At 47.5% G+C, this 22,857-nt stretch carries 21 protein-coding genes; 1 reads left to right on the top strand and 20 read right to left on the bottom strand.

What is annotated here, in order from left to right:
* Positions 1-100: 100 nt before the first annotated feature.
* The 8 genes from H1S01_RS11155 to H1S01_RS11120 all read right to left on the bottom strand — a co-directional run bounded on the left by H1S01_RS11155 (position 101) and on the right by H1S01_RS11120 (position 7,276).
* Positions 101-268 (bottom strand): hypothetical protein, encoded by a 168-nt coding sequence (locus tag H1S01_RS11155; protein WP_188040564.1) that lies wholly within the window; start codon positions 266-268, stop codon positions 101-103.
* Positions 269-356: 88 nt separating this feature from the next.
* Entirely contained in the window at positions 357-1,244 is an 888-nt protein-coding gene (locus H1S01_RS11150; protein WP_188040563.1) for a PhzF family phenazine biosynthesis protein, read from the bottom strand.
* A gap of 230 nt (positions 1,245-1,474) precedes the next feature.
* Positions 1,475-1,774, bottom strand: a complete 300-nt coding sequence (locus tag H1S01_RS22540; RefSeq protein ID WP_188040562.1) for a DUF4405 domain-containing protein — start codon at positions 1,772-1,774, stop codon at positions 1,475-1,477.
* 592 nt (positions 1,775-2,366) lie between these two features.
* Entirely contained in the window at positions 2,367-2,846 is a 480-nt protein-coding gene (gene dut, locus H1S01_RS11140; protein ID WP_188040561.1) for a dUTP diphosphatase, read from the bottom strand.
* 80 nt (positions 2,847-2,926) lie between these two features.
* Positions 2,927-3,847 (bottom strand): LysR substrate-binding domain-containing protein, encoded by a 921-nt coding sequence (locus H1S01_RS11135; RefSeq protein WP_188040560.1) that lies wholly within the window; start codon positions 3,845-3,847, stop codon positions 2,927-2,929.
* 181 nt (positions 3,848-4,028) lie between these two features.
* Positions 4,029-4,424, bottom strand: coding sequence for a hypothetical protein (locus H1S01_RS11130; protein ID WP_188040559.1), 396 nt, complete (start codon positions 4,422-4,424; stop codon positions 4,029-4,031).
* A gap of 293 nt (positions 4,425-4,717) precedes the next feature.
* Entirely contained in the window at positions 4,718-6,910 is a 2,193-nt protein-coding gene (locus H1S01_RS11125; RefSeq protein WP_188040558.1) for a cell division protein FtsA, read from the bottom strand.
* A gap of 126 nt (positions 6,911-7,036) precedes the next feature.
* The gene (locus H1S01_RS11120) at positions 7,037-7,276 is read right to left on the bottom strand and encodes a type II toxin-antitoxin system HicA family toxin (protein ID WP_188040607.1); all 240 of its coding nucleotides are present in this window, start codon (positions 7,274-7,276) and stop codon (positions 7,037-7,039) included.
* Between the two features lie 212 nt (positions 7,277-7,488).
* On the opposite strand from H1S01_RS11120, the gene H1S01_RS11115 reads away from it, so the two are divergent.
* On the top strand, positions 7,489-8,007 hold the full coding sequence (locus H1S01_RS11115) for a 3D domain-containing protein (protein ID WP_188040557.1): 519 nt from the start codon (positions 7,489-7,491) through the stop codon (positions 8,005-8,007).
* A 3-nt stretch (positions 8,008-8,010) separates the two neighbouring features.
* Here the strand turns inward: H1S01_RS11115 and H1S01_RS11110 are convergent, their stop codons facing one another.
* The 12 genes from H1S01_RS11110 to cdd form a co-directional block, all read right to left on the bottom strand.
* Entirely contained in the window at positions 8,011-8,532 is a 522-nt protein-coding gene (locus H1S01_RS11110; protein ID WP_188040556.1) for a gamma carbonic anhydrase family protein, read from the bottom strand.
* A gap of 321 nt (positions 8,533-8,853) precedes the next feature.
* Positions 8,854-9,636, bottom strand: a complete 783-nt coding sequence (locus H1S01_RS11105; RefSeq protein WP_188040555.1) for a CheR family methyltransferase — start codon at positions 9,634-9,636, stop codon at positions 8,854-8,856.
* A gap of 104 nt (positions 9,637-9,740) precedes the next feature.
* On the bottom strand, positions 9,741-11,771 hold the full coding sequence (locus H1S01_RS11100) for a GumC family protein (protein ID WP_279286987.1): 2,031 nt from the start codon (positions 11,769-11,771) through the stop codon (positions 9,741-9,743).
* A gap of 465 nt (positions 11,772-12,236) precedes the next feature.
* Entirely contained in the window at positions 12,237-14,918 is a 2,682-nt protein-coding gene (gene ppdK, locus H1S01_RS11095; RefSeq protein WP_188040553.1) for a pyruvate, phosphate dikinase, read from the bottom strand.
* Positions 14,911-15,768 (bottom strand): pyruvate, water dikinase regulatory protein, encoded by an 858-nt coding sequence (locus H1S01_RS11090; protein WP_341479082.1) that lies wholly within the window; start codon positions 15,766-15,768, stop codon positions 14,911-14,913. Before H1S01_RS11090 ends, ppdK begins: the two co-directional genes overlap by 8 nt.
* Positions 15,769-15,788: 20 nt before the next feature.
* Entirely contained in the window at positions 15,789-16,430 is a 642-nt protein-coding gene (ccpN, locus tag H1S01_RS11085; protein ID WP_341479086.1) for a transcriptional regulator CcpN, read from the bottom strand.
* Between the two features lie 275 nt (positions 16,431-16,705).
* Complete coding sequence (glyS, locus tag H1S01_RS11080) at positions 16,706-18,781, bottom strand: glycine--tRNA ligase subunit beta (RefSeq protein ID WP_188040552.1); 2,076 nt, start codon at positions 18,779-18,781, stop codon at positions 16,706-16,708.
* Between the two features lie 26 nt (positions 18,782-18,807).
* Positions 18,808-19,707, bottom strand: a complete 900-nt coding sequence (glyQ, locus tag H1S01_RS11075; protein WP_188040551.1) for a glycine--tRNA ligase subunit alpha — start codon at positions 19,705-19,707, stop codon at positions 18,808-18,810.
* 170 nt (positions 19,708-19,877) lie between these two features.
* Positions 19,878-20,672, bottom strand: coding sequence for a DNA repair protein RecO (gene recO, locus H1S01_RS11070; protein WP_188040550.1), 795 nt, complete (start codon positions 20,670-20,672; stop codon positions 19,878-19,880).
* A gap of 34 nt (positions 20,673-20,706) precedes the next feature.
* On the bottom strand, positions 20,707-21,384 hold the full coding sequence (deoC, locus tag H1S01_RS11065; protein WP_188040549.1) for a deoxyribose-phosphate aldolase: 678 nt from the start codon (positions 21,382-21,384) through the stop codon (positions 20,707-20,709).
* 13 nt (positions 21,385-21,397) lie between these two features.
* Positions 21,398-22,315, bottom strand: coding sequence for a GTPase Era (gene era, locus H1S01_RS11060; protein ID WP_188040604.1), 918 nt, complete (start codon positions 22,313-22,315; stop codon positions 21,398-21,400).
* A gap of 116 nt (positions 22,316-22,431) precedes the next feature.
* A complete protein-coding gene (gene cdd / locus H1S01_RS11055; RefSeq protein ID WP_188040548.1) occupies positions 22,432-22,857 on the bottom strand; it encodes a cytidine deaminase in 426 nt (141 codons plus the stop codon).

Here is a 22,857-nt window from a genome sequence, read left to right as displayed (position 1 = left end):
CTACGCGTGCGGTGGTGAAAACTACCCACGCTTTTTCATTTTCAGCGTAATAGAAAAAAGACCCTAGCTTACGAAAAAGCAAGAGTCTTTTTCCGGGCGATTATTTTTTGTCCGATTTATCGTCGTTATCATCTTTAGCGATTTGGGCTAAAAGATCGTACCACCCTTTTTGATTGTTCCAGGGAACGGCACTCTGCGCATCGATTGTCGCTTCTAGGGCATCACCATCTTTTCCTGCCACGAGTTTCGGTCTTTCTTCAATGGACAACAGCCTCACCTCCATGGCTATAGGATGCCCGTTCACTGAGACCGCCTTACCGCATGATTTTTCGGTGGTTGAAGAGCCCGTAGGTCGATTAATCGACGAATACCCCTCTGGCAATGTCGATGACTCGTCCGCCAACCCAGATCCGAATTTCACCGTCTTTTTCCTCTGCTTGCAGACGGAGCAAAGAAGGACGAGCTACGGCAAAACCTTGCTCAACTCGAATATTGATGCAGGATTGATCGAAGTAACGATGTTTAACAAGATAACCAGCTAAACAACCGTTGGCGCTTCCGGTAGCCGGGTCTTCAGGAATTCCCAGATAATCGACAAATACACGTACATGGAGATCATTTTCCGGTCGGATCGTTTGAGGGGCAAAGACAAGAATCGGTTTTGCGTTGGTCTGTCTCACCAGCTTCATATATTTCTCCCGATGGACTTGACAGCTCTTGACCGCATCAAGCGTCTTTAAGGGTACGATAATCGCCGCCAATCCTGTTGAAACCTCCTGAATCGGATAACGGTTATCAAAATTCGACTCATCGATCTGTAGAACTTGAGCCAGTTCAGTTATTGAAAAAGCCGTGCCAAATTCTGGCGGCAACTGCCGCATGATGGCCTCTTCCTTCCCATCTTCACGACGGGCGAAAGTAACGGGAACTTTACCCGCCTTTAGATTGAGCGTAACCGTTGAAGGGGCTCCGCCAAGAAGTTCTCGTCGAATTACGTGAGCTGTCCCTAAAGTGGGATGGCCTGCAAAGGGGACTTCTTCCTGAGGGGTGAAGATTCGCACATCAAAGCCACCATCACGAGGTTCGTCGGAAAGGATAAAGGTTGTTTCAGAGTAATTCATCTCGATGGCAATCTGTTGCATTTCCAATTCAGTCAGTTTGCCGGCGTGACGGACAACAGAAAGTTGGTTACCAGCATACTTATTTTCTGCAAAAACATCGACAATATAAAAAATTCGCTCCATGGAATTCCCTCCTCATTCCCTTCTTCCTATTTTGTAGCTTAATAATTCCCCAGATTAACGAAAAATCCTTTCTTTTTGCATAGTTTCGTCACAGGTTCGATAACCGTGGGAATAGAAAAAGCCCTAGAAGGAACCTACGTTCCATCAGGGCACTTTGTGGAAATCTGTTACAATTACCATTTTTACCGTCCTCAAACTACTAGATCGGTTTTAAGCTAAAGAATTCGCCTTTAGGTAAACAACTGTTTGATTTCGCTAATCAGTACTTTATAGTTAAGTATAAGATGACTGAGAATAAATCCAATCATCCCAAAGCCTAAACATACATGAAGGTCTTTGAACAAAACGATCGGCATTCCTGCAAATATCAAGGAGGAACCGGGTCCATGAGGGGTCATTAACAGCCCAATCCCAGAGAAAACTACCACAATACCGAATGTGAGTGTGATAAAGGAAGTGATACCTCTAATTTTGCTTAGCGGTAGGAGGCTATTATTCCTTAATTTATTAGATGTAGCCTTTGAACTCATGATGACCCCCGATATTCTTAAATTTTCTGGTTTTATATAAATATACCGTAGAAGTTAGAAAATATTCCATATTTTTGAGTCCACCTCTTTAATCCTCCAAATTAAACGTTCATGACCCGTCCGGTTAAGGTTACGATGCAAAGGGTTCAATAAAAAAAGAGCCCTTGGCAACGAACCAAGGACTCCTATTTCAACTCAATTTCATCAATTTAGTTACTGTTCTTTTTCTTGCTCAAGCATGTCTTTGATTTGATGAGATAAGTCCTCATAAAAAGAGTCTGTAAAAAGGTAGCTCTCCTGATTTCCAACCAGCTGTACCACGGCACATCCTCCTTCGATTGCTGAAACATTCGGAATTTTGCCTACAAGTATCTCTTAGCATACAGTATACAATACATCGTATTTCTGTCAACAACAGCTATACACTTCCGAATCTTCTATTTCAGAATGTACAATACCGTTCACAGTCTTGTCCAATATCTTAGATAGCAGGCTTCAAAAAAACGTTCATGACCCGTCCGGTTACAGAATACGACGCTAATCTTTTACAAAAAAACCGCCGGCTATCGTCGGCGGAAAATCATAAGCTTTTTTATATTCCAGAGTGACCAAAACCACCGGATCCACGATGAGTTTCTTCAAAAGATTCCACTTCAGTCAAAGTTACTTGATGAAAAACGGGTTGAAATACCAGTTGCGCGACCCGGTCCCCTTTTTTAATGTCCACATACCTTTGTCCTAAGTTAATCAAGATAACCCCAATATCTCCGGTGTAATCAGCGTCAATCGTCCCCGGTGAATTTAAGAGTGTAATTCCATGTTTTAAAGCCAGTCCGCTCCGTGGACGGACCTGGGCTTCCATCCCTTCTCCCATTTGGATAGCGATACCCGTTCGAACAAGCACCCGTTCTCCGGGAAAGATGCGCAATTGTTCAAAGGAATCATAGTAGGGATCACTCGCATTTTCAGGGTTTACGATGTCTAACACATGGAGATCAAAGCCGCTAGCCAGATAAGTCTGTCGCTTCGGTATCATGGCATTTTCATGTAGTTTCTTGAAGGATACTTTCATTTGGTTTCGCCCTTCCTCCTCGGTCTTACAAAAGATGAGACCATCTATGGAATAAATTTTATGGCTTTTATTCAATAATTTCAAATGCCCGTTTTTATGAGTTGGCATTCCGTATCGATGCGTAAGAGTGAACTGGTAAAAATCAGCCATTGACGGGTGGCATGGGATAAATAGCGGTACTTATTCCAAATCACTGTTAAATTCCAGTAGATCTGAGGATCTCTTAAGGGTAAAACTTTGACTTGATCAGAATTCACTTTCTCGCAAATCCTTTGGGGGAGTAAGGCTATTCCTAATTGAGATGCCACCATTTCGGTCATAAAATCCCATTGAGAGCTCTGGCAGATGATTTTAGGCTTGTAACCGCAAAGATTACAGCGTTCAATAATTCGATCGTAAAGCGAAAAATCTTCCCGGTAAAAAACAAAGGATTCATCTTTTAGTTCGGAATAATCTACGACCTGTTTTTTACTCAATCGGTGATTCCCTGGAACGATCAGCATCAATGGTTCTTTTACGAAGGAAAACATCGAAAGGGTTTGTTTCTTTTCAGGAATAGTACAGACCACGCCGATATCTAGTGTTCCCTCACTAATTCCCTGTTCAATCTTTTTTGATCCTATCTCGACCAACTGGATAGTGATTTGCGGAAACGCCTTTTTGAATTCTCCGATTAAACGAGGAAATGGACTCGAACCAGCATTCGGCGGTATGCCGATGCGTATGTTTCCCTTTTTTATATTCATAACGTCGGAAAGTTCAGAGGTCAAGTTTTGAAAAGAGGCCAGAATCTGTTGGGCTTGTCCCAACACCGCTTTGCCTGCATCGGTTAGTTCAATTTGCTTAGCCGAGCGATGAAATAGTGTCACACCGAGTTCATCTTCGAGAATCTTTATTGTTTTGCTGATCGAAGGTTGAGAAATATGTAACACTTGAGAAGCTTTCGTAAAGCTTCGATGTCGTGCGACTTCGATAAAATATTCCAAGTGGCGTACATCCACGAAAAATACCCTCCGTAGCTTAATATTACAGAACTCATCCAAACAAAGTAATTCGATGCCCATATCTTAACACGAATTAGATTGTGATTGAAAGCACTTGGTGAATTAAGTTCATAAAAGTAAAAAAGAATCCAGAATTATGTTATTCCGGACTCTCTTAATACCTTATATTTGATTTAAATTAAACAATGTTACGGCGAGCTCTCTGATTCTGCACGAGGATATAGATAGCAACTCCCAGATTGATAGCTGCGACAATTCCGTAGTAAAAGAGCATGTCCCACCACCATCCAAACAGCAGCAGGGATAAACTCACTATCCACGGTCTCATCGTCATCCCTGCCGTCGGGGTGGCTGGTTCTATTTGATCGTCTACAGATGGGGTTATAGTCGTTGAGTTGGTTCCCCAAAATCGCTCTTTTACGAAAGGCCAGGATTGGTACAAAGCCGGGCCGGCAAGAACAGCGATCATAACCATTAAGAGATACTGTTGTCCCGGTCCTCCCGGCCACAGCACCGTTAAGAATAAATATATCGGAAGAATAATGGCCATTACGGAAAAAATGGAACTTTTCATAAAAAAACCCTCCCTAATGTAGCTTTACCTAGGAGAAGGGTTCTCATACCATATATATCCACAGAAAAGAAATTTTCTGGTTTCGAATATGAGGGGCAGGTCCTAGTTACAGAAGGACTGCGGTCTGATGTCTGATTTTTTCGTATCCCCTATCATATTTCTAGGAGCAATGATTTGCCCGTTATTGGCCCATCTCAATCCCTAATCCGACCATCTTTTCTGTTGGGAGGTGTAAGGTACCTTTTTTCCCTGCCGGAGTGCCCGGCAGGGTTTCTTTTTTCACTAAATCCCACTTACCTCCATTTCAACTCTACCCTGGCATTATCCGTGATAGGTGTTGCAAAATCGCTGAGAAAACCGTTGACGTAAATATCTAATTTGGTTTTTCCGGCAGGAGGGGCGGGGTCAAAACCAATATGCAGCAATAACTCCGAGAGGATCAGATCGGCTGATCTTCCGGCTTTAACGATAATGTTGTCCCCATCGTTCAACATCTCATCACCCGTAGCCGGTTGACCGTTAAGGTAGATTGCAGCAGGTTGACCAGGAAAAGTCCAAGTCTTGTCGTTGACAAAAACCCGCAGAGGTTTCCCCTCCCACTTCGGCAGATCTACGATATCCTTTAAGACCAAACCGCTTATACGGGAAGAACGGACCGAAATCCGATCTCCACTTTTGACAGGTTCTGTCAGTTTGACGGGAGAATCGTTGAGCAACACTTCCGGTGTCGAAACGGGGACCGTCTTTTCTATGCCGTTCAATACGTACCGGACAGAATGTTCTTCATTTAAAGCCTCTAGATTGCCCACAGCGTCCAGCAGATGAGCGATCGTCTCTAGGGGTTGAAAGCGAATTCTCGCACCATCTAGCAGAGGAGTATCTAATGACGCTGCCTTCCCATTCATGCTGAGTTGAGGTTCCATATGAACCGGTTGACCGTTAATCTCAACATCTAAAGCAGTGAGATTGGGAACTACGTCACCGATGCAACCGCTCCCATCAGCTCCGCGCTTGGAACCTTCGAATTGTATCTTATCACCGGGATTGACGGGGCTGTCCAACCTGCCCTCATTCCCATTGACAGTGATTTTGGCCGGCTCTCCCAGAGTACCTCGCAGAATTTTCACTTGACCATTAACCTCTACCGTCATGGCGAGTCCCGGCAATCCATGGATTTGTCGCAGACTCACTCCGGCGGCCACTAAGGCGTCACCGACAGAACCTAATTGCATATTGAATAACCGGACGGGTTCGTCATTCACGGTCACTTCATAGAAACCCAACGTCTGATGTTTTACGGAGGTAAAGGCGATACCGACAGGCGTGACAAATTCAGGTCCCTTCATGTCTTCTAAGTTGCCGCTGAGGTCCCGGAGGCTCTCCCGCCCTCGGACACCTACCCGTTCACGAGGGAGTCCTAATGCTTCGGCCAGTTTAGCCGGCAACAGCGGAGTCAACGAGCCCCCACCGACGAGGATGACCGCCTGCGGTGTTTTTCCATTTAGGTCAATGATCTTATCAGCAATTTGGCAAGCCAAGTGTTCCACCGCGGGCCCTAAGGATGTAATCATTTCCTGAACATCCAGTTCTTGTTCAAAGCCGAGGACATCACAGATTTGAATCGTATCCTTGATCATAGTAATGTTAACAGACTTATCGTATCCCAGCAGTACCGCTTGCAAGGCTCGTTTGGCTCTTTCTCCTTCGCCAAATTCAAGCAAGTATTTTTGACAGATTTGTTCAGTCATTTCATCGCCAGCGATAGGAACCATCGCATAGGCCGTAACTGTTCCACCGGAAGTGATCGCAATATCAGAAGTACCAGCACCGACATCGACTAAAGCTAAGTTGAGTTGGCGCATATTCGGTGGGATGACCACACTGATGGCGGCAATCGGTTCCAATGTAAGGCTCTTCATTTCTAAATCTACCCGTTGCAACACCGAGAAAAGCGAATCTACGACGACGCGAGGCAAGAATGTACCAATCACTTCGATTTCGGCATTTAATCCCCGTTGACCGACGAGGTTTCCGATCGTTTGCCCTTCCAAGTAATAGTTAACTACGCTATATCCGACACAATGGTAGTCCTTCACAGAATCTCCGCCGTCGATCTTCAATGCTTTCTGCGCATTCTGTACCGCCGTTAGTTCCAGTGCAAAGACGTCTTCCGACGTATACTCCTGCAAAGAGGGCGATTGACGACCCACCCGGCCCCGGGCGATTTTCAGCGCCCGCCCGGCGGCCGCGACAGCTACCTCTTTTAAGGGTTGGTTAAACTGGCTTTCTAACCTCTGTTTTATCCGGCGGACTACGTTGGATACCTGCACCACATCGTGAATCTGCCCGTCCAACATGGCCCGGTGGCGATGTTCTTCCATCGCCGTATGTAAGATTTCCAATCCTTCTTCTTTTTCTCGCGCGATAATCCCGACGACACTCCGGGTTCCGATATCCAAAGCAAAAATAAAGTCATTAGTAGACATAATGCAGTCCTCCTGGTATGCAAAAATGCCGCTTGTCCTCTTTCGACCCGGCGGCATTCATTTCCTGCAATCGTGGCTAAGAACCTGCTACACCTCGTTTCCTTCACTCACACCCCCGAAAAGATTCTAGGCGGAGAGAAGATCGAGAAAATCGGATTTACTGAGGCCTGCTTGATGTAAGATGCCCATTAGCGTACCCTTTTTTAGGTCCTTTTGATTTCCCGGAATGGTCACAGAGAGAACCGTTCCTGAACCGGCTTTCACCATTCGAAGGTGACTGCCTCGCTGACGAATCGGTTCGAATCCTTCCCGGTGAAGAAGCTTAGCTACTTCTAGACCAGAAACTGTAGGTAATCGACCGGACATCCCCAAGACAGGTTCACCTCCAGTTTCCTCCGGAGGTGTAGCAGGATCAACAGTAGTTTTTCCTTTTCCGCACATTTTACCAGTTTAGTTTTTTACCATCATTATCTCGAACCGCTCATGCATAAAAAAAGGCCACTGCGAGAACCTAGAAGTAGTGTAATTCGGCGATAGTCACCTATGGGAGATGATGGTCTATTATACGTCGCTGGTACTTGCTTCCTCTTCTGCTGGCTCTGTTCGCACTGCACCCTGTTTTTGCGGAAGCGACAGAGACTGAAGGCGAGCAAGAAAGAGATACCCTTTCGATTCCCGAAAGTTTATCCGGAAAAACAATCCTTCAATTGTCCTTGCTGGGCTATCGGATCACAGCACCTATGGAAGTGGATGCCACTGCTTATGACGCTTGTATTTACTGTTGTGGAAAAAGCGACGGCATTACGAAAACGGGACAAAAAGCCCTACCGTGGTACACGGTGGCTGTCGATCCCGATGTCATTCCGCTAGGCACTAAAGTCTATGTGCCTGCTTTTGGAAGGGTTTTTGAAGCCCAAGACATTGGGGGAAAAATCCGTGGTAGACGAATGGACTTTTTTCTGCCTGATCATGAATCGGCGATTAGTTTCGGGAGACAACCTCTTCAAGTCTTTCTTTTGTCGGGGCCAGAAAAGCAACAGCGGATAGACCTTCCGCAGAATATGATGGTTTGGGCGCCAACGAAAGGGTCCGATTAGCTCTTACTCGATACGTCCCTTATAGTTATCTTGCCACAGTTGTACGTACCGTTCAGCATTCCCTTTGAACCGCTCTGCCTCTTCGGGAGTCAATGTCTTGATAAGCTTTGCAGGGTTTCCCATGATTAAACTGTAGGGTGGGAATTCCTTACCAGGGGGAACTAAGGAATGAGCACCTACGACAGAATGTTCTCCGATGCGAGCATTGTCCAGAATGATGGCGCCGATTCCAATCAGCGAATAATCACCGATTTTGGCACTGTGAATGATGGCACCATGACCGACAGTGACCCAATTACCGACTTCCATGGGATGAAAGTGGTCCGTGTGTAGGACCGCATTATCTTGAACATTTGAATACTCACCAACAATGATCGGCTGGCCGCAGTCGCCACGAGCGACAACGTTAAACCAAAGACTGCTGCCTTTTTTTATCGTCACTTGACCACCCACAACAGCGGTCGGTGCAATGTAGGTGTCTGGATCAATCTGGGGCGTATGCACACCGATAGTAAATATAGGCATTAAGCAGACCTCCATTACAACCCTTTACGCTCTAGATTATTTATTTGATAGCCGTGGCTATTTTATGCGTAACTAGAGAAAACGCCCCGTACGGGGCGTTTTGTTATCGGCTCGTTTTCTTTGTTTTGAAGCTGTTGAACATGACTCCAAACATTGCAAAAGGCCAGCCAAGCCACATGACCCATTTCGAATGAGTCGTGAGGCTTTTCCATTGTCTCTCCACAGCGTCATCAGCTCTCATCCAAAACCAAAAAGCGTAACCGGCTCCTATATAGACGAGTAGGAATACGACGAATGCAAAAATAGACTCCACCCCCTTGATTATGTTTTTTGATAAAAGAATGTGGCCGCCGTAGTTAAGCCAAGTTCACGAGCTTGGAAAATCTGTTCCGTTGAACCGGTAAACAGAATCCCTCCTTTGCGCATGGCTTGATGAAACCGCTTATAGAGCATGGTTTTCGTCTCTTCTGTAAAGTATATGACGACATTTCGGCAAAGAATGAGGTCAAAATTAGACTCAAAGGAATCTTTCAACAGGTTTTGTTGTTGAAATTTTACCTGCCTTTTGACTTCATCTTTTACCCGGAAGAATCCGCCGCCTTGGTCATCAAAGTATTTCTTCACCATTTCCGGAGACATGTTGGCCAGCGATTTGGCCGAATATATCCCTAGCTGTGCTTTTCTCAGTACTTCTTTGTCGATATCGGTAGCCAAGACCTTATTTCGCAAGTCACAACGAGATTCCATCATCGTCATGGCTAAGCTATAAGGTTCTTCTCCGGTGGAACAACCGGCAGACCAAACTTTTAATTGGGGATTTTCTTTTAACAACAGGGGAAGTATTTTGTTCGTCAATACGTCCCATTGGCCGGGGTTGCGAAAAAATTCTGACACGTTAATTGTTAGATGATCGATGAATTTGCGGTACTGTTCAGCATCTTTGTCGATTAAGTTGAAATAGCTGAGCAGGTCGTTGACTCCCTGTGAGCGCATGAGCGTACGTATCCGTCTTTCCATTTGAGGACGTTTGTAATTGCCTAAATCTAATCCGCTTTTGGCGTGCACTTTTTTTATGAATAACTCGTATTCGTCACCTACAGTCACGGATTGGCCTCCCTTAGTGTTTTTTATAACCTTTACTTCGTGAACAGCTAGAAAGATTCCTGCTTTTGAATAAAACAAAAAAGCGGTGAAGAAGACACCGCTTTTTAATCAGACTCTCTTTGGAGGCGCTGATAATGAACATGTTTCTTGTTTCCTTCCACTCCAATCAATATGGCTCCGATAATCTTTCCCTTTCCTTGATGAATACGATAGATAGCTTCCTTCACCGTATCGATATGGCAATAACGAGTGCGCACGTTCAACACAGTTCCGTGAGCCAGTCCTGCCAAGATGATGGAATCTGTAACTGATACGATGGGCGGACTATCGATAAGTACTACGTCATACCTATCGACAATTTCATTCAACATGTTTTTTATGTACTGTCCCGATAAAAGTTCTGGAGGGTTCGGGGGCAAAGGACCGCTCGTCATGATATCTAGTCCCGGATAAGAACTAGGGGTCAACACTTTTTGGAAGGGGAGGTTGTTTAAAAGGATGTTGCTTAAACCATAATGATTGTTTATACCAAAAAATTTGTGTTGTACAGGCCTACGTAAGTCTCCGTCGATGAGCAATGTTCTTAACCCGGTTTGAGCAAATGTAACCGCCATATTCGCCGTAATATTTGAATTCCCTTCCTTGGGTTCTGTACTCGTACATAAAATCACCTTTTTATCTTTGTCTAAGGCTTGATAACGCATACCAGTACAGATGGCTCTGTATAGTTCTATGACAGGGGAATTAGGTATTTCCAGCATGTCCGGCGATACATCATCATAACTGACATTTTTATATTCTCTTCTCGGATACCAGATGATGTTTTGCTTTTTATCTCTACTTTTAGTTTTATAGCAGTAAGGCACACTGCCCAGATAAGGGATCTTCAATTTACGCAAGATATCCATTTTCGATTTGATCGTTTTATCTAACAACTCCACCGAGAAGGCAATTACGACCGAAATCGTAAATCCAAGGATGAGTCCAATAGTTACATTGAAAGAGAGGTTCGGTTTGATTGGAGCTGTAGGGGTGCTTGCCGGAGAAGCGAATTTGACTGTTGTCTCGCCTTGATTCACCGACTTAGCGATGCGTATGTCTGTCAGTTTTTGATGTAGTACATTACGTGTTTTATCTAGACGATCGACATTCCCTTTTAGTCGGTCATGCTCCATCTGTTTTACCGTTAATTCTTCCTGAACGCTTTCCCAGCGTGCTCGTAATGCGGCGATGGCATTCTCAATGGTCAGGAGCTTCGCTTTCTTTCCTTCCAACTCATATTGCTTTTGCCGTAGCTGTCTCAGTAAAGAATAATAATCGGAATTATCGATTGTTCTTTCTTTAGTTCCGTCTTTGATTGAAATCATAGGTGAAGTATTTTCTATCCGATTGTTGAGTTCATTTATTAAGCCGTTCAATTCCTCGACTTCAACTTCCGCGAGCATTTTGTTTTTTTCATACTCCAATAGGAGATCAGAAATGTTTTGAATGTCTTTGGACAATAAATCTGGGTTGCGAGGCTGAATTAAAAAATTATTTAATGTAGAAACGGCGTTTTGATAGTTTTTTTCTTCTTCGTTCGTTTGTTGTTCCAACAAAGCTCCCGATTTCGTTAACTTTTCCAGGTTAGTTTCCGTAATGAAGTTAACAAATTCGGAATCGAGCGTATTGGCGATATTGGCCGCTAATACAGGATCGGAATGATCGACACGAACTTCGATCAAGTTGGTATCTTTGATCAGGGAAGCCGAGATCATCCCTTGGAGACTAGACGGATTGTTGTCTGTCAATCCAAGTTTATTAATGACACGCTGTAAGACGCCATCGCTTTTTATCTGAGTCACATAAGATTGCATGGTATAATCGGGCATTTTCGAGGCCAATGAGATGACGTCTTCTAAATCCAATTGTTCCATCTTACGGCCGATCTGTTTAGAGTCATCGGCTTGAAGGACCATTAACAGCGATCGAGCCTCATAAACCGGCGTAAGGATATATTTACTGATAAAAGCAGAAATAAAGACTGCTAATAAAGTTAACGAAAGAATAAGAGCCACTTTTTTCTGCAATAGAGTCAACAGGTATAAAAGGTCAATCTCAAGTGTGTTCGGTTCTTCACTGTTCTTTTCGAACATGAATATGTTACCTCTCCTTAAAGTTTAGGAAAGATCCCACCACTTTACCATAGCAGTGAACCCTTAAACCGAATTAATAAACTTATATTCGACGGAAATCTATGACTTAGATTTTACGAATTAGGTAATTTATTCTACGAAAACTTAATAATTCCTTCTTATCATTTCAGTACGTGTAAATGTTTTGTTTAAAAGAAAAATCCCTTGGCATACTGCCAAGGGCACAGAACGCAGTGGCTCCGCTGCCACACCTGCGTTGGAAATATAATCCATTATAGTCTATGCAATTCACTGGGGTCTTTATGACCATTTTTTTGGGTTCTTTTCGTTCCTGTTTTTTGATCCACCTGGGAAGCGAGCGGAATGAGTTCACCGGGCATTTCTGTTTGAAAGAGTTCATCATCATCAAATACTTCTATCATGGTCCTAGTTTTGCCCGGATAAAATCAAAATATAAGCCTTTGATTAGCTGTTTTTGACGGCCGCTTGGGCTGCGGCTAGACGAGCGATGGGAACCCGGTAGGGGCTGCAGGAGACAAAGTCCAAACCGATGAGATGGCAAAACTCGATGGACGAAGGCTCGCCGCCATGTTCACCGCAGATACCTACAAGCAGTTCGGGACGGGTCGCACGGCCTTTTTCCACGGCGATCTTCATCAGTTGGCCGACGCCTTCTCGATCCAGCACGATGAAGGGGTTTTCCGGGAGGATCTTACGATCTCTGTAATAGCCAAGGAACTTCGATTCGGCATCGTCACGAGAGAAGCCAAAGGTGGTCTGGGTGAGGTCGTTCGTACCGAAGGAGAAGAACTGAGCCTCTTTGGCGATTTGATCGGCCGTGAGGGCTGCCCGAGGCACTTCGATCATGGTACCTACAGTGTATTCAAATTTGACACCCGTCTCAGCCATTACCGCTTCGGCTGTATCGACAACCAGTTGACGCAGGAACGCCAACTCATTAATGTGAACGACCAGCGGAATTTCCACTTCAGGCTCTACCTCGTAGCCCTCTTGTACCAATTGGGCTACAGCTTGGAAAATAGCCCGCGCTTGCATCCCGTAAATTTCCGGGTAGGTGATCCCTAAGCGGCATCCCCGGTGACCGAGCATGGGGTTAAATTCGTGGAGGGTGCGGACTTTTTTCAGCAGTGCTTCCGTCTCTTCCAGCTTAGACAGAATAGCTTCTTTTTGATCGTCAGCGTATTCTAAAGCACAGCGCATTTTCGTGACTTCTACGACTAGGTCTTCCTCATTGGGCAAGAACTCGTGGAGAGGAGGATCGAGCAGACGAATACAAACAGGGAATCCGGACATGGCTTTGAGGATACCATAGAAGTCTTCTTGCTGCATGGGAAGCAGTTTGGCTAAGGCGACCTGCCGTTCTTCTAAGTTCTGGGACAGGATCATTTCCTGTACGATAGGGAGTCTCTCTTGGGCCATGAACATATGCTCCGTACGGCAAAGACCGATACCGGTAGCGCCGAAAGCCCGCGCTTGTGCTGCCTCTTGTGGTTTATCAGCGTTGGCTCGAACACCGATGGTCCGGATTTCATCAGCCCAGGACAGCAGGGTCTGGAATTCACTGGTGAGTTCCGGTTCGAGCATCGGTACAACGCCTTCAATCACCCGTCCCGTAGATCCATCGATTGAGATGGTATCGCCTTTTTTGTAGGCTTTCAAATCGCCTGCAGCAGTCGGAACGACGAACTCTTGACGTGCATAGTCGATGCGCAAGCTTTCGCAGCCGCAGACACAAGTCTTGCCCATCTGGCGGGCGACGACAGCAGCGTGGGAGGTCATACCGCCACGGCTGGTCAAGATGCCTTGGGCTTGAACGATCCCGTGAATGTCATCGGGCGTCGTTTCGGTCCGGACGAGGATGATTTTTTCTCCTGTTTTTCCGAGAGCTTCTGCTTCATCGGCGTCAAAGACAATTTTGCCAGAGGCGGCGCCGGGGGAGGCAGGCAAACCGGTGGCAATGACGGTCAGTTTGGCCGTCGGGTCGATTCGGCGGTGAAGCAACTGATCCAGATGTTCCGGCTCGACTCGCTGGATCGCTTCCTCTTTGCTGATCAAACCTTCTTCGACCATGTCTACGGCGATCTTCACGGCAGCGGCGGCAGTACGTTTTCCGTTACGGGTCTGCAGCATCCAAAGTTTTCCGCCTTGAATGGTGAATTCAATGTCCTGCATGTTTCGATAATGTTTCTCGAGAATACCGCAGATATTGACAAACTGATCGAAGACTGCCGGCATTTCTTCTTGAAGAAGAGAGATATGTAAAGGAGTCCGAATACCAGCGACAACATCTTCCCCTTGAGCATTGATCAAGTATTCACCGTAGAGAGTCTTTTCCCCGGTCGAAGGGTTGCGGGTGAAGGCTACACCAGTGCCGCAGTCATTACCCATGTTACCGAAGACCATCGACTGCACATTGACAGCGGTGCCAAGATCATCGGGGATCTTGTGGATTTGACGATAGATGATGGCGCGATCGTTATTCCAAGAGGAGAAGACTGCACGGATGGCTCCTTCTAACTGAGCCATCGGGTCTTGAGGGAACAATTGTCCGGTTGTCTTCTTGACCATCACTTTGAAGTCTTCAATCATGGCGCTCAGCGACTCAGGGCTCAGTTCATTATCAAAACGAACGCCTTGTTTGTCTCGGTAGGATTCTAAAATGTGTTCGAACTCGGCATGGGAAGCTCCGAGAACGACGTCAGAATACATCTGAATAAAGCGACGGTAGCAGTCGAGGGCAAAGCGACGATTCTGGGTCGCTTCGGTCAGACCGTTTACGGTTTCATCGTTCAACCCCAGGTTCAGGATCGTGTCCATCATCCCCGGCATCGAGAAGACAGCACCGGAGCGAACCGACACGAGCAGAGGATTTTGCGGGTCTCCGAATTTTTTCCCTAGTTTCGCTTCGACTTGTTCGAGAGCCGCTTTCACCTGGCTCATCAAAGACTCGGGAAAGTCTTTTCCATGATCATAGTAAGCATTACATGCTTCTGTAGTGATCGTAAGACCGGGAGGTACAGGCAGACCGATATTGGTCATCTCGGCCAAGTTGGCCCCTTTTCCTCCGAGAAGGGATTTCATCTCCGCTTTCCCTTCTTCAAATAGATAGACCCATTTCTTAGACATTCCGTTCCCCCCGATAGTAATATTCTAAAACTTTGGCGGCAGTTTCTTCTACCGCTTTGTTCGTGACATTGATAATGGGACACCCGACTCGCTTCATGATGGAATCGGCATATTCCAGTTCACCCATGATTCGTTCAAAACTGGCGTAATCGGCTGTGCCAGCCAAGCCCAGTGTCTTTAATCGTTCTGTACGGATGCCATTGAGAAGACTTGGCGAGATGGTCAATCCGATGACTTTTCGCCGAGGCAATTGGAACAGTTCTTCCGGTGGCGCTACTTCTGGGACTAAGGGGACGTTGGCTGCTTTTATTCGCTTGTGAGCCAAGTACATACAGACCGGCGTTTTGGATGTCCGGGACACACCGATTAGGATGACATCGGCATGCAGAATGCCGCGAGGATCTTTTCCGTCGTCATATTTGACGGCGAACTCGATAGCCTCGACTTTCCGAAAGTATTGTTCATCCAGTTGATGCAGCAGTCCTGGTTTCAGAGCCGGCTGCAAGTTGGTCAACTTCTGTATCCCTTGAATCATCGGTCCCATGATGTCCACAGTCTGAATACCTTTTTCCTGGGCCATCTGCAGCAGCGCTTCTTTCATCTCCTGAATCACCAGGGTGTAAGCGATGATGCAAGGTTTGCCTGCTGCTTCGTCGATGATATCTGCAATATGGCACTTTTCTGATACATAAGGCACTCTCTTGATCTCCACCCCGCTGCCGTCAAACTGACTGGCGGCGGCACGAACAACAAACTCTGCCGTTTCGCCGATGGAGTCGGAGACAACATAGACAACGGGCTTTACACCATTGGCAGTAGAGATTTTGTTCCCCTCCCCGGTTTCATTCACCGTCTGTTCACAGAACTTCCTTAATTCTCTCCGTCACCAAGTTCTACAAATAATCGGGTGATATTCGTCTTCGTCAACCGGCCAACCACTTCCAGCCGCTCTTCCCCGTTGGGCATCACATAAGTTCGGACAACCGGCAGAGCGTCAATCTGATGAGCGATAAGCCGTCTGGCAGCCAGGTAAACGGTGTCATCAGGAGTGATGGTAACGATGTTGGGCATCCGTGTCATCACCATGCCGATAGGCATTTTATGAACGTCTCCCCCGCCGATGGCGATTTTTAAGAGATCTTTTCGGGATACAATGCCGACTAAATACCCTTCCCCGTCCACCACGGATAAGGTACCTACATCTTCGGTGAACATGGTGACTACAGCGTCATAGACACTGGCCGACTCCCTCACGACGATGGCCAGGGATTTGATGTCTTTCACCCGTAGTTTTCCGATAGCCCGAGCGACTAATGTATTTCCTGAGCGGCTGTTGTAATAATAGCCCACTCGAGGACGAGCTTCCAGAATACCAGACATGGTGAGAATAGCCAGGTCAGGTCGTAATGTGGCACGAGTCAGATTCAACAAATCAGCGATCTGTTCACCTGTGATGGGACCACGTTCTTTAACAATCTGTACGATTTTGACCTGACGTTCGGACAGTTCGATAGTTGTCACCACCCTATGGAAAAGTTCACCTGGTCGCCATAATTATGACATACTAAATCTAATTATGACCTACAATGATATATACTATATCCACTGACCTTTTCCTGCTGCGATCAAGCAATTTTTGCTTATATTTTCACAAAAATAGACCTTCGCTGGTGTAGTTACGGTGTCGGAATGATCTTTCTCCAGTGTTTCCCTACGTAAATAGGGGTGTATTGGCTTCGCAGAAGCCAATACACCCCTATTGTTACGATTTGAACATCCCTTTTATTCTAGTCGACAATTTTACTTAAATCGGCAATGCCTGCCGTCAAGCCGACGACCTCATTCAGCAGGGCTAAGCGGTTTTCTCGCACGTCAGCCTTCTCCGCCATGACCATAACCGCATCAAAAAAGTGGTCTACAGCCGGACGCAGTTCAGCGAGCGCTCGTAAAGTCACATCATAGTCGCTTTGAGACTGTTCGATCTTCGCTTGCGCTTGTTCGAGGGCCTCGTAAAGTTCTTTCTCCGATGGAGATTCGAACAGTTCGGGACGAATCGGCTCTTGACCGCCCTTTTTAGCCAGATTGGCGGCCCGGGTATAGGCTGTAATCAATGCAGAGAAGGCATCGACACTCCGCAAAGCCGTCAGTGCTTTGGCCCGTTTAAACACTTCGAGGGGTTGATCAATCCCTTCGGCGAGGACAGCCTCGATGACATCATATCGAATCCCTTCTTCGCCGAGGAGATAACGCAGCCGCTGCCGGAAAAATTCGGCCAGGTCTTTTTCGACCTCTTCCAAGCTTCGAGCCGGAGTTATCGCTTTTTGATACAAGTGATACGCTTGCTCGATCGCCGTCGACAGCGACAAGGACAGGTTCCCGCTGAGGATGATCTGGCAAATCCCTTGGGCTTGACGACGAAGGGCATAAGGATCTTGGGAACCGGTCGGAATGATGCCGATGGAAAAACAGCCGACGATAGCATCGAGTTTATCGGCCAAAGCGACGAGAGTACCTTCTGTCGTCTTCGGCGTCTCGTCTCCGGAGAAGCGAGGTTGATAATGTTCCCGGATAGCCTGAGCGACGGTGGGCTCTTCTCCCGAGAGACGAGCATATTTCTCTCCCATGATGCCTTGCAGTTCTGGGAACTCGTAGACCATGTGAGTGACCAAGTCAGCCTTGGCTAGCTGGGCTGCCCGCATCGCCCGCTGTTTCACATCGCCGGAAAAGCCCAGATGGTCAGCTAAGATGCCGGTCAAGGCGATTTCCCGTTCAACCCGTTCATAGACGGTTCCTAAACTCTCTTGGAAAACGATCTTTTTCAGTTTATCGGCAAAAGCGGCCAGCGGTTGTTTTTGGTCTTCCGCATAGAAGAAAGCAGCATCAGACAAACGAGCACGCAGAACTTTCTCATTGCCCTGGCGGACCACATCCAGATGGTCGGCATTGCCGTTGCGAACGGTGATGAACTTAGGCAACAGCTTTCCTTCCCCGTCTTTGACCGGGTAATAACGTTGGTGCTCTTTCATCGGCGTGATGATCACTTCCGCAGGCAAGTGCATGAAGGAGGGATCGACTTGTCCACACAGTGCCGTTGGATATTCAACGAGATGATTGATTTCCTCGAGCAGACCAGGATCTTCTTCCACAGTCCCGCCCTCTGAAGCGGCCAGGTCGGTAATTTGCTGCCAGATCATAGCTTTACGCTTCTCATGATCGACGACGACAAAAGCTTGCTCCATCTTTTCCAGGTATTCGCCAGGATTGGCCAGCGTAATCGATCCGCCACCGAGGAAGCGGTGACCTGTAGTCGTCCGTCCGGCAATGACTCCTTCGATCTCGAGAGGCAGGATGTCTTCCCCAAAAAGGGCGACGAGCCGGCGGATGGGGCGGGCAAAACGGGTATCTCCCCAAGCCCAACGCATCGGTTTCGGGAAGTTTAATCCAGATATACAGTTTCGCAAGAGTTGAGGGAGCACTTCTTGGGCGGAACGCCCTGTTTCTTTGCGGATTGCATATACATAAGGTACGCCCGAAAGTTCTTTCGTGATCAGTGACGAAATGTCGACCCCTTGGGAACGGGCAAATCCTTGCACCGCTTTGGTGGGGTTTCCCTCACTGTCATAGGCTGCTTTGACGGCAGGGCCTTTTACTTCCAACTCCAGATCATCTTGACGGGTCGCAACGCCTTTGACCATGAGCACCAAGCGTCGAGGCGTTCCGTATGTTTTTGTCTCAGTGAAGGAAAGCCGGACTTCTTGCAAACCTTTATCGGCGAGATCTTTTAATTGAGCCAGAGTCGGGGCCATAAACTTCGCCGGGATTTCTTCTGTACCGATCTCTAGCAGTAAATCGCGAGTTTCCACGGGTATCCTCCTCAACGTCCTTAGAATTAATCCAGACCGAGCTTTGCTCGCAGAGCCTTATCTTTGATCAGCGGATAACCGAGTTTTTCCCGCTGTTTTACATAGCCCTGGGCACAGACACGGGCCAAATTACGGACCCTGGCGATGTAACCCGTCCGTTCCGTTACCGAGATGGCACCTCTGGCGTCGAGCAGGTTGAAGGTGTGCGAACACTTCAATACATAATCATAAGCGGGTTGAACGAGGCCTTTTTCAATCACTCGCAGAGCCTCTTTTTCATACATGTCGAAGAAGGTAAAAAGCGCCTCCACATCGGCTAACTCGAAATTGTAATGAGAGTAATCCACTTCCCCTTGGTGATGAACATCGCCGTATGTGATGCCGTCCACCCATTCAATATCAAAGACAGAATCTTTTTGCTGAATGAAGGTCGCTATCCGTTCCAAACCATAGGTGATTTCCGCACAGACAGGTTTACAGTCGATGCCTCCGCATTGCTGGAAGTAGGTGAATTGGGTGACCTCCATTCCGTCGAGCCATACTTCCCAACCGAGTCCCCAAGCGCCCAAAGTGGGCGATTCCCAGTTGTCTTCAACAAAACGAATGTCATGCTTCAGTGGGTCAATGCCCAGGCGGCGCAGGCTGTCCAGGTACATCTCCAAGACGTCATCGGGCGACGGCTTGAGGATGACTTGATATTGATAATAATGTTGTAAACGGTTCGGGTTTTCGCCGTAGCGACCGTCAGTAGGACGACGAGACGGTTCCACATAAGCCACATTCCAAGGCTCCGGTCCCAAAGCCCGCAAAAAAGTGGCAGGGTTCATCGTACCAGCCCCTTTTTCGATATCGTAGGGCTGTTGGATGATGCACCCTTGTTCACCCCAGAACTGGTTCAGTGATAAGATGATCTCTTGAAAATTCACGTCCGGGTACCCTCCTTGAACGGAAATGCCATATTTACGCACACTCTTGGTGAAATATCCAGAGTGGAACAAACTTCATTTTAACATAAAACGATTCCGAATCGAAATGCAGTCGTATTAAAATCTGCAAACAAAGGCGTGCCCTGGAAACCACTCTGGATTCCAGGGCATCAAGGTTCTTTACTCCTGCTGAAATCAGCCTTTCCCGTCGATAAATCCTCCAATACGCTCCAGGAGCGAACATGGCCGTCATGACGGCAGCGAATCGTGTCTCGCAACATCTTGGTCACTTGACCCATCACCTTTTCCCCGGCTTTGATTCGTTCGATATGACGGGGATCCATCATCAACATATGGCGCAGAAGTGCGATCGTGCTGGCGGCGACGGAAAGTGCATCAGGGTGGCGATGGCGACAGCAATGGCCGATGATTCCGCCTAATGAAGGCGAGTAGTTAACGGGCTTCCCTTCAGCGAAGGAGGGTTTCTCATCTAACGGTTCACCGCAATCGATACAGTGATATAACTCGGGACAATAGCCGAGCAGAGCCAACAATCGCAGCTCAAAAAGGCGGGTTACGATAGGCGGAGAAAAGACAATAAGGAGATGCCAAAAGGTAAGCAGCAGCGGATAGAGGTCAGAACCGCCCTGTTCCGGGCTGAATTTATCGACCAGTTCGGCCATTAAGGAGGCGTGGGCGAACCGATCGATGTCCCCTTGCAGTCCTGCAAAAGACTCCAGCGCTTCAGCCTGTGTAATCGTATGCAAATTGCGGCCTTCGTAGAGAACCAAGTGACAATGAGTCAGCGGCTGCGTTCCTGAACGGAGTCGACTTTTGGGCTTACGCACCCCTTTGGCGATAGCCGAAACCTTGCCCCGTTCCGGTGTCAACAGGGTGAGCAAGCGGTCTGCTTCGCCGTAATTACGGCACCTCAAGATCAACGCTTCTGTACGATATACACGCAACGTTTCCGCCCCCGTCGGCCCAAAAAATCGCTTATCAAGCGAATCCGTTCAAAATAGCGATGGACGCACTTGTACCTAACCGATCGGCACCGGCAGAGAGCATCTGCGCTGCCTTTTCCGCTGTTCGGATGCCCCCTGAAGCTTTAACCTTTGCCCGATCTCCGACAGCCCGGCGCATCAAAGCCACATGTTCCACAGTGGCGCCTGCCGGTCCGAAACCAGTTGAGGTCTTGACGAATTCGGCACCGGCTTGGACGGAGCGGTGACAAGCTTCCACGATTTCATCGTCGGAAAGGAAGGCCGTCTCCAGGATCACCTTAACGACAGCCCCGGGATATTGCCGCGCTTCTTCGACAACCGCGGCGATATCCTCTTGTACTTTATCCCAATGGCCCTGTTTTGCCCAGCCCACATTCAACACCATATCCAGTTCGGCCGCGCCTGCCTGCAGGGCAGCTTGGGCTTCTTTCGCTTTGATCTCCGTACAGTTTGCACCGAGGGGAAAACCGATCACCGTCGCCACCTTGACGGACTCATTTTTTAAATGTTTCGCACAAGTTGGTACCCAGATAGGGTTCACACATACAGCGGCAAAACGGTTTGCCACCGCCTCCCGACAAAGCGAGACGATTTCCGCTTCCACCGCATCCGGTTTTAGTAACGTATGATCGATAGTACGGGCCACTTGATCTTTCGTCCATTGGCTGGACATCTTCCAGCCCCCTTTAGTCTTTTCGGTCGTCGAATCCAAAGGATCGGAGAACATCAGGGCGATGGCGCCAGTCTTTTTTCACCTTGACCCAGAGTTCTAGATAGATCGACGTACCGAGAAGTGCTTCGATTTCTTGGCGGGCTTGTTGGCCCACCTGCTTGAGCAATGAACCGCCTTTTCCGATCAAAATCCCCTTTTGAGAATCACGTTCTGTATAGATCGTAGCGTGAACGACTAAGCCGCCCCGAGGCGTGTCCTGCAAGTATTCGATGACAACAGCCACCGAATGGGGAATCTCTTCTCGGGTCGCCAGTAGAACCTTCTCCCGGACCAGTTCAGCCATCAGTTGTCTTTCCGGTTGGTCGGTAACGGCATCAGCCGGATAATAGAGCGGTCCTTCTTCCAGTCGTCCGAAGATCAGATCTCTTAAGGTATCTAAGTTCGTCTTTTCCTTCGCCGATACCGGGATAACTTCCTGCCAGGAGACGAGCTGCGAATATTGGGCAATCCGTTTTAGGCCTTCTTCCCGGGTGATAGCGTCCAGTTTGTTTACAACCAAGAAGATCGGTGTTTTGACTTCCTTCAGCAGATTGCTGATGAACTGCTCCCCTCCGCCAGGCTCTTCGGTCACGTCCACGACGTATAAGATCAGATCGACCTCGTTTAAGGTCTTCCGGGCCGTCGTGACCATGATTTCGCCGAGTTTATGTTTCGGTTTATGAATACCTGGTGTATCGAGAAAAACAGCCTGACCGAGGGGGTCATTGAGCACTCCAACGATTCGGTTGCGTGTCGTCTGTGGTTTATCCGACATGATCGCCACTTTTTGGCCGATCAACTGATTCATCAGGGTCGACTTACCGACGTTCGGCCGTCCGATGATGCTGATAAAGCCGGAACGGAGGTTCTTTTTTTCGGTCACGGAAGGTATGGTACGTACCTCTTCGTTTGGGGATTTCGGCGATTTTTCACGATTCACTTTATCTCGCTTGTACCGCCGGAGAACACGGAATTTTTCTGCCAAATAAGGTCACCTCAACAAGATGGTTATTGCGTTAACGTAAACATTCCGGGAAGCAACTGGCTTACAGACAAGACCTGACAGCGATCTTCGTTGTCGATCATGATGACGCTCATCTGGGGAGCAAACTCGGCCATCACTTGGCGGCAAGCGCCACAAGGGGTTACAGGCTCCTTTGCATCCGAAGTCAGCACCAAGAGCCGAAATTGTTGACAACCTTCCGATACAGCCTTAAATATAGCCGTTCGTTCAGCACAATTGGTCAAACCGAAAGAACTGTTTTCAACATTGCAGCCGCTATAAATCTTGCCGTCTTCCCCGATCAGGGCCGCACCGACACGGAACCGGGAATAGGGTGCATATGCCTTATCTCGAGCCTTTCGAGCTTGTGCAATCAGTTCTGACAAAAGTGCTTCTGAAATGGTGGATAAGCCTTCCTGATGACTGGTCAT

The sequence above is a fragment of the Heliobacterium chlorum genome, from assembly GCF_014502795.1.
Classification (GTDB): domain Bacteria; phylum Bacillota; class Desulfitobacteriia; order Heliobacteriales; family Heliobacteriaceae; genus Heliobacterium; species Heliobacterium chlorum.
Note: the sequence above shows the minus strand (reverse complement) of the source record. Positions and strands in the feature narration are given on the sequence as shown.

Bases quoted from the DNA above. Each gene is read 5' to 3' on its own strand.
- H1S01_RS11150 (WP_188040563.1), bottom strand. From the start codon at position 1,244: ATGGAGCGAATTTTTTATATTGTCGATGTTTTTGCAGAAAATAAGTAT.
- H1S01_RS22540 (WP_188040562.1), bottom strand. From the start codon at position 1,774: ATGAGTTCAAAGGCTACATCTAATAAATTAAGGAATAATAGCCTCCTA.
- dut (WP_188040561.1), bottom strand. From the start codon at position 2,846: ATGAAAGTATCCTTCAAGAAACTACATGAAAATGCCATGATACCGAAG.
- H1S01_RS11130 (WP_188040559.1), bottom strand. From the start codon at position 4,424: ATGAAAAGTTCCATTTTTTCCGTAATGGCCATTATTCTTCCGATATAT.
- H1S01_RS11125 (WP_188040558.1), bottom strand. From the start codon at position 6,910: ATGTCTACTAATGACTTTATTTTTGCTTTGGATATCGGAACCCGGAGT.
- H1S01_RS11120 (WP_188040607.1), bottom strand. From the start codon at position 7,276: ATGTCCGGTCGATTACCTACAGTTTCTGGTCTAGAAGTAGCTAAGCTT.
- H1S01_RS11110 (WP_188040556.1), bottom strand. From the start codon at position 8,532: ATGCCTATATTTACTATCGGTGTGCATACGCCCCAGATTGATCCAGAC.
- H1S01_RS11100 (WP_279286987.1), bottom strand. From the start codon at position 11,771: ATGTTCGAAAAGAACAGTGAAGAACCGAACACACTTGAGATTGACCTT.
- ppdK (WP_188040553.1), bottom strand. From the start codon at position 14,918: ATGTCTAAGAAATGGGTCTATCTATTTGAAGAAGGGAAAGCGGAGATG.
- deoC (WP_188040549.1), bottom strand. From the start codon at position 21,384: ATGTCCAGCCAATGGACGAAAGATCAAGTGGCCCGTACTATCGATCAT.
- cdd (WP_188040548.1), bottom strand. From the start codon at position 22,857: ATGACCAGTCATCAGGAAGGCTTATCCACCATTTCAGAAGCACTTTTG.